The sequence below is a fragment of the Aeromonas sp. s8 genome, assembly GCF_040907785.1.
Classification (GTDB): domain Bacteria; phylum Pseudomonadota; class Gammaproteobacteria; order Enterobacterales; family Aeromonadaceae; genus Aeromonas; species Aeromonas veronii.
The window spans coordinates 128738-140365 of sequence record NZ_JBFOCL010000028.1; the positions used below are offsets into that span (position 1 = coordinate 128738).

10 protein-coding genes are annotated in these 11628 nt (G+C 61.1%); 2 read left to right on the top strand and 8 right to left on the bottom strand.

The genetic code is table 11. The features are described 5' to 3' along the window. Positions 1 to 101: 101 nt before the first annotated feature. The 6 genes from AB5Y86_RS09630 to AB5Y86_RS09655 form a co-directional block, all read right to left on the bottom strand. Positions 102 to 1250, bottom strand: coding sequence for a sodium:phosphate symporter (locus AB5Y86_RS09630; RefSeq protein ID WP_005338243.1), 1149 nt, complete (start codon positions 1248 to 1250; stop codon positions 102 to 104). Between the two features lie 307 nt (positions 1251 to 1557). Then, positions 1558 to 2904, bottom strand: a complete 1347-nt coding sequence (locus AB5Y86_RS09635) for an APC family permease (protein WP_021230506.1) — start codon at positions 2902 to 2904, stop codon at positions 1558 to 1560. Beyond that, entirely contained in the window at positions 2904 to 3170 is a 267-nt protein-coding gene (locus AB5Y86_RS09640; protein WP_021230505.1) for a hypothetical protein, read from the bottom strand. Before AB5Y86_RS09640 ends, AB5Y86_RS09635 begins: the two co-directional genes overlap by 1 nt. A 538-nt stretch (positions 3171 to 3708) precedes the next feature. Next, positions 3709 to 5058 carry an APC family permease gene (locus AB5Y86_RS09645; RefSeq protein WP_005359067.1) on the bottom strand — a complete coding sequence of 450 codons (1350 nt, stop codon included), beginning with the start codon at positions 5056 to 5058 and terminating at the stop codon, positions 3709 to 3711. A gap of 366 nt (positions 5059 to 5424) precedes the next feature. Next, positions 5425 to 6714, bottom strand: a complete 1290-nt coding sequence (gabT, locus tag AB5Y86_RS09650; protein ID WP_040065871.1) for a 4-aminobutyrate--2-oxoglutarate transaminase — start codon at positions 6712 to 6714, stop codon at positions 5425 to 5427. 124 nt (positions 6715 to 6838) lie between these two features. Continuing rightward, positions 6839 to 8302, bottom strand: coding sequence for an NAD-dependent succinate-semialdehyde dehydrogenase (locus AB5Y86_RS09655; RefSeq protein ID WP_368192750.1), 1464 nt, complete (start codon positions 8300 to 8302; stop codon positions 6839 to 6841). Positions 8303 to 8715: 413 nt separating this feature from the next. Between AB5Y86_RS09655 and puuR the strand changes: the two genes are divergently transcribed. Both puuR and AB5Y86_RS09665 read left to right on the top strand, forming a co-directional pair. Beyond that, the gene (gene puuR, locus AB5Y86_RS09660) at positions 8716 to 9318 is read left to right on the top strand and encodes an HTH-type transcriptional regulator PuuR (protein WP_368192752.1); all 603 of its coding nucleotides are present in this window, start codon (positions 8716 to 8718) and stop codon (positions 9316 to 9318) included. Positions 9319 to 9363: 45 nt separating this feature from the next. Continuing rightward, positions 9364 to 10641, top strand: coding sequence for an FAD-binding oxidoreductase (locus tag AB5Y86_RS09665; protein ID WP_064336976.1), 1278 nt, complete (start codon positions 9364 to 9366; stop codon positions 10639 to 10641). Positions 10642 to 10768: 127 nt separating this feature from the next. Here AB5Y86_RS09665 and AB5Y86_RS09670 read toward each other — a convergent pair whose 3' ends face one another. Continuing rightward, positions 10769 to 11017: a DUF3297 family protein gene (locus tag AB5Y86_RS09670; RefSeq protein WP_368192755.1), complete on the bottom strand. Its 249-nt coding sequence runs from the start codon at positions 11015 to 11017 to the stop codon at positions 10769 to 10771. A 112-nt stretch (positions 11018 to 11129) separates the two neighbouring features. Then, positions 11130 to 11628, bottom strand: a 499-nt coding sequence (locus AB5Y86_RS09675) for an N-acetyltransferase (protein WP_368192757.1), incomplete at its 5' end; no start/stop codon positions are given.

The window sequence follows — 11628 nt, forward strand, 5'->3', positions numbered from 1 at the left end:
GAGCCACAGGGCGGGAGGATGTGAGCGGGCAGGCAAAGCTCGGAGACGCAGACGCAAAAAGGGGCGAGTCGGTGACTCGCCCCTCGTCATGGCGGCGGCGCTTACTTGGCGGCCACCATCATCAGGGCGGGCAGGGCGAAGAAGAGACCCGTCACATAACCCAGAGCCAGCAGTTTGTTCTCGCTGCCGACCCGGGCCAGCCCCTCGGCGGCGCGCACCGGCAGGTCGCGCAGGAAGGGGATGCCATAGATGATGACCACGGCAAAGAGGTTGAACAGCACGTGGACCAGCGCGATGGTCAGGGCCAGCTGGGCACCGGCTCCGCTGATGGCGGTGGCAGCCAGCAGGGCGGTGATGGTGGTGCCGATATTGGCCCCCAGGGTGAAGGGGTAGAGCTGACGGGTGCTGAACACGCCGCCGCCGGCCAGCGGGATCATCAGGCTGGTGGTGGTGGAGGAGGATTGCACCATGATGGTCACCAGCGCACCGGAGGTAATGCCGGTCAGCGGGCCACGGCCCAGCGCCTTGTGCAGCACCTCTTTGGCACGGCCAACCAGTACCTGTTGCAGCACTTTGCCCAGATAAGTGACGCAAGCGAGGATCAGCAGGATACCGATGATGATGGTCGCGATGGCGGCGCCCTTGCCCGGCAGGAAGGCGACAGCGCTGTCAATCAGCTGCTGGGCCGGTGCGGTCAGCGGCTTCATGAAATCCATGCCCTTCATCGACATGTTGGCGGAGCCTACCAGCAGGTTGGCCAGCCACTCGGCGCTATGTTGCAGCAGGCCGAACATCAGTTCCAGCGGCAGGAAGATGAACACCGCCAGCAGGTTGAAAAAGTCGTGCACGGTGGCGGCGGCGAAGGCGCGGCGGAACTCGGCGCGATCCCGCACATGGCCCATGGAGACGATGGTGTTGGTGATGGTGGTGCCGAGGTTGGCACCCATGACCATGGGGATGGCCATGCTGATGGGCAGGCCGCCAGCCACCAGACCGACGATCACCGAGGTGACGGTGCTGGAGGATTGCACCAGCGCGGTAGCGAGAATACCCAGCAGCAGCGCGACAAAGGGGTTGTTGGCAAAGGCGAAGATCTGGGCTGCGCCCTCGGCACCGCCGGAAAAATCTTTGAAGCCGTGGGAGATGGCGCCCACGGCAACCAGGATCAGGTAGACCAGTACGATGACACTCATCCAGTTGAACAGGGCGCGGGTCGCGGGCGGCTGTGACAAGGAGTGATGGTGTTGCATAAAGCCTCTTGAGACGGTCGTTCCGTCTTGGGTTGTTGATGACCCGCGCATTTAATCAGTGGTTAATGACAGAAATATGACAAGGTGACACTTTTATGATGGTTTTATGACTTGCGTTGGTGGTTTGTTCGCCAATAGATGATGGGGATGGCGAGAGATATGGCTGGTGACGCCATCCGCCCTGTCTGTTCCTTGCCGACCAAGCAAGTGCGGGAGAGTGGCAATAGTCGAGCCCCATATTCAGCCCGTCAAATAGCAAGAAGGGGAGCCGTGGCTCCCCTTCTGTCTATCCGTTATCCGCAAAGGATCAGGCGTCAGCCGCTTCCTCGTACTGACGGAACGGGATGCGGAACACCGCCAGACGCAGGAACAGATAGGTTGCACCGAGGCCCGCCCAGATCAGACCCAGCTCCAGCGAGCTCTGCTCCAGGTTGATCCACAGAGCACCGATGGTGGCGGCACCGAGCAACGGCATCAACAGGTAGATGACGTGATCCTTGAGGGTCTTGTTGCGCTTCTCGCGCACCCAGAACTGACCGATCACCGACAGGTTGACGAAGCTGAACGCCACCAGAGCGCCGAAGTTGACCAGCGCCAGCGCGGTATCCAGATCAAACGACACGGCGGAGAGGGCCAGACCGCCCACCATCAGCACGTTGATGGCCGGAGTACGGTATTTCGGGTGGATGTAGCCAAACACCCGCTCCGGGATCATGCGGTCACGCCCCATCACGTAGAGGATGCGCGACACACCGGCGTGAGCCGCCATGCCGGAGGCCAGTACCGCGACCGTGGTGCAGACCAGCACCACGGACTGGAAGAAGGTGCCGCCAACGTAGAGGGCGATCTCCGGCAGTACCGCATCCGGATGCTGGAAGCGGGCAAGGCTCGGGAAGTAGAGCTGCAGGCAGTAGGAGACCACCACGAAGATGATGCCGCCGATAAGGGCCGTCAGCACGATCGCCTTGGGGATCACCTTGCCAGCGTTCGGAGTCTCTTCAGAGAGGGAACTCAGACCGTCAAAGCCCAGGAACGAGAAGCAGAGGATGGTCGCACCGGTAAAGAGCGGTACCAGCTGTGCTGACTCGAAGTGGAACGGACGGCTGCTCATCAGGGTGCCAGCCCCTTCACCGTGGTAGATGCCCCACGCCATCAGGCCGATAAAGAGGGTGATGATGGCCAGCTGGATCACCACGATCAGACCATTGAAGTTGGCGACCAGATTGATGCCACGCAGGTTCAGGAAGGTCATCACGGTCACCAGACCGAAGATGAACACCCAGGGCTCAACGCCCGGGAACATGGCGGTCAGGTAGATCTTGGCCAGCAGGATGTTGATCATCGGCATGAACATGTAGTCGAGCAGGGATGACCAGCCGACCATGAAACCGACGTAGGGGTTGAACACCTTCTGGGCATAGGTATAGGCAGAGCCCGCAGAGGGGAACTTGCGTACCAGATGTCCGTAGCTGAAAGCGGTGAGCAGGATGCCACCCAGAGCCAGCAGATAGGCGGTGGCGACCCGGCCATCGGTGATGTCACCGACGATGGCGAAGGTGTCGAAGACAGCCATGGGGGTCAGATAGGCCAGACCCATCACAATCACCTGTGTCAGGGTAAGGGTCTTGAGCAGCTTGGCGTTTTGCGATGCCATTACGCTTTCTCCTCAATCAGTGCCGCAGCACGTGCTTGCAACGAGCGCAGGGATACGATGGATTCGCAAGCCTGTACATCAAGGGCGCCGGGGAGGCGCATACCGGGCTGTACCGGCAGGAAAGCATTAAAACGCCCCATTGTTATCCTCTCAACGTCGGGAGATTGTTTGGCAATCTCGAATATCACTTCCGGAAACGTTCCGGCCTCTTGTGGTGGGTTTGTACTGCACTTCAAAAATACAAAAACCGATGTCGCAGTGAACATCGGTCCTTTATTGGCGGCGTATTGTGCATTCGGTCAGCCCCCTTGACAAGCAAAAAAGGGCGGATTAACGCATTTTTTTGCATACGCACGGAGCAGGTAAGTGGTCACTCGCCCCCTGCAGCTGTCCCCGAGCCGCTCCCCCTTTTTCGGGGGGGAAGAGAACCCTGTCATGGCGTATGAAAAATCGGCAAATCGGGGCTGCAGGGTGCATAGCGCCTCAACATTGATCCTGATCATATTTGCCGGCGTCCCCCCAGGCTCGAGTCCAGCGAACTTATCGGCTGGCGGGGGATGGGAGGGGTTGAAGTGGATAAAGAGTGGCTGCATATCCATTCACATTAATGACTGAGGATAGAAGGCGACGCGGCTCGGGCCATGGCACGGCGAGCAGCCCGGCTGGGTAGTTATTTGAAATCAGTCACACTTCCTGCAGAAACCGCATTTCTGGCAACCCGTGCTGCTGGCCACCAGCGCACCGCAAAAACAACAAGGAGCCCGCAGGCTCCTTGTTCGCTATCGGGGGGAGGGGTGCCAGCGGTTACTGGGCGATCTCCACCTTGTCGGCGGTATGCAGCGGGATGCGGAACACGGTGAGGCGCAGGAACAGGTAGATGGCCCCCAGCGCCGCCCAGATCAGCCCCAGCTCGAAGGAGGAGGGCTCGAGGTTGAGCCACAGTACCCCGATGCAGGCGGCGCCACAGAGCGGCAGCAGCAGATACATCAGGTGGTCCTTGAGACACTTGTTGCGGCCCAGCTTCACATAGAAGTGGGCAATCACCGCCAGGTTGACGAAGGTGAAGGCCACCAGGGCGCCAAAGTTGATCAGCGCCAGCGCCATCTCCAGATCCAGCGACACCGCAGAGAGGGCCAGCAGGCCGACCAGCAGCACGTTGAACGCCGGGGTCTGCCACTTCGGATGGATGTAGCCGAAGAAGCGGGCGGGCAGGGCGCGATCACGACCCATCACGTAGAGCAGGCGCGATACACCAGCGTGGGAGGCGAGCCCCGAGGCCAGTACCGCTACTGTGGTGCAGACCAGCACCACCGCCTGGAACAGCTTGCCGCCGACATAGAGGGCGATCTCCGGCAGTACCGCATCCGGATGCTGGAAGCGGGAGATGTCCGGGAAGTAGAGCTGCAGGAAGTAGGAGGTGGTGACGAACAGCACACCGCCGATCAGCGCCGTCAGCACGATGGCGCGGGGGATCACCCGATCCGCGTCCGGGGTCTCTTCCGACAGGGTACTGATGGCGTCAAAACCGAGGAACGACAGACAGAGGATGGAGGCCCCCATCAGCAGCGGTGACACCTGGATCTGCTCGGAGAAGAAGGGACGGCTGCTGGCCACGGTACCCAACCCTTCACCATTGTGAACGCCCCAGGCGATCAGGCCGATGAAGATGGCGATGATGCTGAACTGCATCACCACGATCAGGCTGTTGAAGTTGGCCACCAGCTTGATGCCGCGCAGGTTGAGGGCGGTCATCACCGCCGCCAGACCGAAGATATAGGTCCAGGGCTCCACGTTCGGGAAGAGGGCTTCCAGATAGATCTTGGCCAGCAGCATGTTGATCATCGGCATGAACATGTAGTCGAGCAGGGAGGTCCAGCCCACCATAAAGCCGACGTAGGGGTGAAACACCTTCTGGGCATAGGTATAGGCGGAGCCGGCTGACGGGAACTTGCGCACCAGATGGCCGTAGCTCAGGGCAGTGAACAGCATGCCGATGAGGGCAAACAGGTAGGCGGTCGGCACATGGCCTTCGGTGATTTCGGTAACGATGCCGAAGGTGTCGAACACCGCCATGGGGGTGAGGTACGCCAGTCCCATAACCACGACCTGCCACAGTTTGAGGGTCTTTTTCAGACCAACCTGCTGGGCCGCCATTATGCATGTTCCTCATGCAGTGCCAGAGTGGCACGGTCCATCAACGAAACCGGGAGAGAGGCCCGGGAATCAAGGGCGCCAGGGCGGCGCACACCGGCCATGGCCGGTTGGAAAGCATTGAGATGCCCCATGTTGTTCCTCACTAGACTTGGTGTCGGGAGACTGCTGCCAATCTCGCTATCTTTTCCGGGGGTGATCCGGCCTCGTTTATGGGTTTGTTCACTGTCTAAAAAAGAACCGATGCCATTGTTTTACATCGGTTCTTTCAGTGGCGGCGCATTGTGCATTTGCAGGGCCCCCTTGACAAGAAAAAAAGGGGGCAAAATTGCATTTATTTGCACAGGTAAGTGGTCACTTTCCTGCTGGTCAGGCCAGCACGGCCTCCAGTGATTTTTCAAGGAGTTGCAGCCCCTCGTCAATCACTGCCGCAGGGGCTGTCAGGGGGGCGAGAAAACGGATGACATTTGCGCGCACCCCGCATGAGAGCAGGACCAGACCGCGTTTGCCCGCCTCGGCCACCAGACGTTTGGTGAGGTCGGGATCGGGCTGGCTGGCATCACGCCGTTTCACCAGCTCCATGGCCACCATGGCACCGGGGCCGCGAATTTGACCTATGCAGTCAAAACGCTCGGCTATGCGTTCCAGCCCCGCCTTGATCTGCTCCCCCTGATCCAGCGCTTTCTGGTTAAGTTTCTCCTCGTCGATCACCTGCAAGACTGCCAGCGCAGCGGCGCAGGCGATGGGGGAACCGGCATAGGTGCCACCCAGACCACCCGGCTTGGCTGCGTTCATGATCTCTGCCTTGCCCACCACCGCCGAGAGAGGGAAGCCCCCCGCCAGACTCTTGGCCAACGTCATGATGTCCGGCTCGATGCCGGCATATTCGGTGGCGAAGGTTTTGCCGGTGCGGCAAAAACCGCTCTGGATCTCGTCGCAGATCAGCAGAATGCCGTGCTGGTCGCAGACGCTGCGCAGCTTCTGCATAAAGCTTGGGGAGGCGGGATAGAAGCCCCCTTCCCCCTGCACCGGTTCGATGATGATGGCGGCTACCCGGCTCGGCTCGATATCTGCACTGAAGCAGAGCTCGAGGGCGTGCAGGGCATCCTCTTCACTTACCCCCAGATAGTCGGCGGGGAAGGGGATGTGGTAGACCTCCCCCGGGAAGGGGCCAAAGCCGGTCTTGTAGGGGACCACCTTGCCGGTGAGTGCCATCCCCATCATGGTGCGGCCGTGAAAGCCCCCCTTGAAGGCGATGGTGCCGCTGCGACCGGTGTGAGCGCGGGCAATCTTGATGGCGTTCTCGACCGCTTCGGCGCCGGTGGAGAGAAACAGGGTGCGCTTCGGGGTCGGGCCGGGCACCAGGGCGTTGAGCTTCTCGGCAAGCTCGATATAGCCGGGGTAGGGGGTAACCTGAAAGCAGGTGTGGCTGAATTTTTCCAGCTGTTCACGCACCGCCGCCACCACTTTGGGGTGGTTGTGACCGGTGTTGAGCACGGCGATGCCGGAGGCAAAGTCGATATAGCGGTTGCCCTCCACATCCCACAGCTCGGCATTTTGCGCCCGGTCGATAAAGACCGGCAGCAGGGTGCCAACGCCGTTGACCACGGCCGCTTCGCGGCGCGCTTGCCACGCCTTGTTTGATTCTGACTGACTCATCTTTCCTCCCTGAGGGGCCGCAGCCCCCGATATTCCCTGAAAATGTGGCAGGCGTTTTGGCGCCCATCACCGCCGATCAGCCCATCGGGCCAGTTCGGCGGCGCCTTGTCTCTCTGTTGCTGCCCTAGCGAATGGCGCCAAAGCAGAGGTATTTGGTCTCCAGATACTCCTCCAGCCCCTCGGCGGCACCCTCCCGGCCCAACCCCGACTCCTTGATGCCGCCAAAGGGAGCCAGCTCGGTTGAGATGATCCCCTCGTTGATGCCGACCATGCCGTACTCCAGCTGCTCGGCGACGCGCCACACCCGGGCGATATCGCGGCCATAGAAGTAGGCGGCCAGGCCATAAGGGGTGTCGTTGGCAATGGCGATGGCCTCGGCTTCTGTCTCGAAGCGCACCAGCGGGGCCACCGGGCCGAAGATCTCCTCCTGCAGGATGGGGTTGGTTTTATCCACCTTGCCCAGAATGGTGGGGCGGTAGAAGAGGGGGCCAGCGGGATGGGCTTCGCCCCCCAGCAGCACTTCGGCACCGGCGGCGGCCGATTGCTGCACCAGATCGGCCACCTTGCTGGCGGCGGCGGGGTTGATGAGCGGGCCGATCTGGGTGCCCTCTGCCATGCCATCTCCCACCTTGAAGGCGGCAACGGCGGCGGTCAGCTTCTCGGCGAAGGCGTCATAGACACTGGCCTGCACCAGAATGCGGTTGGCGCAGACGCAGGTCTGCCCGGCGTTGCGGTATTTGGAGGCGAGCGCCCCTGCCACCGCGGCGTCGAGGTCGGCGTCGTCAAAGACGATAAAGGGGGCGTTGCCACCCAGCTCCAGCGACAGCTTCTTCATGGTGTCGGCGCACTGGCGCATCAGCAGTTTGCCGATGCGGGTGGAGCCGGTGAAGGAGAGCTTGCGCACCACCGGATTGCTGCACAGCTCGTTGCCCACCGCGCTCGCCTGATGGCTGGTGACGATATTGATGACACCGGCGGGGATACCCGCCTGCTCGGCAAGCAGCGCCAGTGCCAGCGCGCAGAGCGGGGTCTCGGCGGCAGGCTTGATGACGATGGTGCAACCGGCGGCCAGAGCCGGGCCCGCCTTGCGGGTGATCATGGCAATGGGGAAGTTCCACGGAGTGATGGCGGCGACCACGCCCACCGGCTGCTTGATGGTGGCCAACCGGCGATCGCCGCTAAAGCCCGGGATGGTGCGGCCATAGGCGCGCTTGCCCTCTTCGGCGAACCACTGGATAAAGCTGGCGCCATAGGCCACTTCCCCTTTGGCTTCCGCCAGCGGCTTGCCCTGCTCGCAGGTCATGATGCGGGCCAGCTCGTCGCTGTGGGCTGTGATGGCGGCAAACCAGGCGTAGAGCTTGTTGCTGCGCTCCTTGGCAGTCAATGCCGCCCAGGCGGGTTGCGCCGCGTGGGCGGCCGCGATGGCGCGGCGGGTATCTTCGGCATCCATGTCGGGCACCTGGGTAATGACGGCACCGCTGGCGGGGTTAGTGACCTCGAAGGTGCGGCCGCTGGCGGCCTCACACCACTGTCCATCTATATAGGCGCGGGATGTGATCAAGCTGGAGTGGGATGTTGTTCCTGACATGAGAAGCCTCGATTGTGGGTCAGAGCAGCTGGTTGCCGGAGTGAGCCGACCCTTCCTGCGCCGCTGCCGTATAAAATAATAAGCACAGGAAGACCATAATTTGAGCTGAAATGTTTTTCAAGTGTTAAATATATTTGAATTGCTGGGGGGCGCCATGCTAGAAAATGGGCTGTGTAGCGCGCTTTCTCCGGTTCGCTTGCAGGCTGCAAGTGGGCAGACGACCGGGGGATGGTAAATCAGGTGTGCAAAATAATGAACGGCTGTGCTGTGTAACATAGTGAACGGCAAGGGAAAGCTGGTTGGCTATTTTAACCAGCAGGGTAAACAGGCTGCGCTTGATCCGATGCGATCACGCGCAAGCAGGAGAGGCTGATGATGCAAGGATGCAAACATGGCGCAGCAGGGGGCCTTTCATGAGCGGGCCACAGAGCCGGGAGAGCGTGGCTCGACTGTTGAGCGGGACTGACGCCGGGGCGCGCACCATGGGGGAACGGCTGGCGGCGGTACGCCATCAGCTGGGGCTCTCCCAGCGGCGGGCGGCCGAGTTGAGCGGCCTGACTCATGGCGCCATCTGCATGATCGAGCAGGACAAGGTGAGCCCCTCGGTCGCCTCCCTGCAAAAGCTGCTCACCATCTATGGCCTGCCGCTGTCGCGCTTCTTCGCCGAGGAGGAGAGCCGCACTCCGGAGGTGGTGATCAAGGCTGATCAGCTGATCGAGCTGGGCAGCCAGGGGGTCTCCCTCAAGCTGGTGCACAACGGCAACAACCGCCGCCAGCTCGGCTTTATGCTGGAGACCTATCCCCCCGGCACCAACACCGGCGGTCAGGTGACCCATCAGGGGGAAGAGGTCGGCACCGTGCTGGAGGGGTCGGTGATCCTGACGGTGGCGGGCCAGAGTTATCAGCTGGAGGCGGGCGACAGCTATGTGATCGACACCGGCGAGCCCCACAGCTTCAGCAATCCGTCGGGGGAGACCTGTCGCATCGTCAGCGCCCACACCCCAGCGAGCTTTTAATCCTGACAGTAGTTTGGCAACCGAACCGGTAAGGAAACAGGGATCATGACCGAACATGTAAACAGTTACTACGCAGCCAGTGCCAATAAACACGCGCCCTACCCGACATTGACCGAACAGCTGGAGTGCGATGTCTGCGTCATCGGGGCGGGTTATACCGGCCTCTCCAGCGCGCTGCATCTGGTAGAGAAGGGCTACAAGGTGGTGGTGCTGGAGGCCGCCCGTGTCGGCTTTGGCGCCAGCGGCCGCAACGGTGGCCAGATCGTCAACTCCTACAGCCGCGACATCGACACCATAGAAGCGAACTGCCCGCCGGATCAGGCCAGGCTGCTCGGTTCCATGTTGTTTGAGGGGGGACAGATCATCCGCGAGCGGATCAAGCGCTACAACATCCAGTGCGATCTGCAGGAGGGGGGCGTCTTTGCCGCCGAGACCGAGAAGCAGCTGCACGAGCTCAAATCCCAATACGCCCGCTGGCAGAAGTGGGGCAACGACCAGCTGGAGCTGCTCGATGCCAAGGGGGTGCGCGAGGTGGTCGCGAGCGATCGCTATGTCGGCGCCCTGCTCGACAAGAGCGGCGGCCATATTCACCCGCTCAATCTGGCGTTGGGGGAGGCGGAAGCGATCCGCATCCAGGGTGGGCAGATCTTCGAACAATCCGCCGTCACCAGCATCACTCCGGGTCAGCCCGCACTGGTCAAGACCGCCAAGGGGGCGGTGAAGGCGCGCTTTGTGGTGGTGGCGGGCAATGCCTACCTCGGTAATCTGGTGCCGGAACTGGCCAGCAAGAGCATGCCCTGCGGTACCCAGGTGATCGCCACCGAGGTACTGGGAGAGGAGCGGGCCCGTTCACTGCTGCCGCAGAACTACTGTCTGGAGGATTGCAACTACCTGCTCGACTACTACCGTACCTCTGGCGATCACCGGCTGCTCTATGGCGGCGGCGTGGTCTATGGGGCGCGGGATCCGGCGGATATCGAGCGGCTGATCATCCCCAAGATGCTGAAAACCTTCCCGCAACTGGCCGACGTCAAGGTGGAGTACACCTGGACCGGCAACTTCCTGCTCACCCTGTCACGGTTGCCGCAGTTTGGTCGCATCGGCCCCAACATTTACTACATGCAGGGCTACAGCGGCCACGGCGTCACCTGTACCCATCTGGCGGGCAAACTGCTCTCCGAGGTGCTGAGCGGTCAGGCGGAGCGCTTCGATGCCTTTGCCAAACTGCCGCACTACCCCTTCCCGGGTGGCCGCCTGTTCCGTATCCCCTTCACCGCCGCGGGCGCCGCCTGGTACACCCTGCGCGATCGGCTGGGGGTATAAGAGTCGCTCTGCGAGAAATGTGGGCTGGTGGCTGCCGCTTAGCTAGCGCTGACGCCAGCACCAATACCGGAAACAACAAGGCCACCGCGAGGGTGGCCTTGTTGTTTATCAAGCAGCAGCGCGCTGATTAGCTGTAGAAGGCTTCAACGGTGCCCTTGAGCTTGATCAGGATGGGTTGACCACGGCGATCCAGCGCCTTGGGGGAGGGGGTCTTCACCCAACCTTCGCTGATGCAGTACTCCTCGACATCGGTGCGCTCTTTGCCGTTCAGGCGAATACCGATCGGGTGCTCGAAGCAGGCGGCCACATAGTGAGGGCTGCGGGGATTGCAGGAGAGGTGATCCGGCAGAGCCGGTTTGGTGCTGGTATCGCTCATCGATATAACCCGAAATGAATAAAAAGTGGGTCATTGTAGAGAATGCCGCCATGGCATTCAAGGCGGCCACAAAACAGGCAAAGCGTGCTCGCCATCGCTATGGGCGACCCGCTTATCCTCGTTGCCAATGCATCACCAGCTCGGGGTGACCGCTATGCTCGCACAACTGCTGCTCACCCTCTTTGAAACCGTTGCGGGAATAGAAGCGCCGCGCCTGCTCATTTTCGGCGTAGACCGTCAACTCGAGTCGATCATATTGGGCTTTTAGGTGTTCGAGCAGTTGGCGACCCAGCCCGTGTGATTGGTGATCTGGGGAGATAAACAGGGCGGCGACAGACCCCTGATACCAGGAGATAAAGCCCAGTAGCTGTCCATCCTCCTCATAACCCCAGCTCTTGCTGGCGGGCAGGTAGATATCGCGCATCGCTGCCCGTTGCTCATGCCAAAAGGCGGCGGGAATAAAGTCGTGGGCTTGTACCGATGCCTGATACCAGAGCTCGACGGCGGCATCCAAATCGGTTATTAATAATGGGCGGATCATAGTGGCCTTAATAACAAAGAGTGGAAGTAACGCATGCTCGCTCAGCGCAGCGTAATCGGCATTCGTGGTA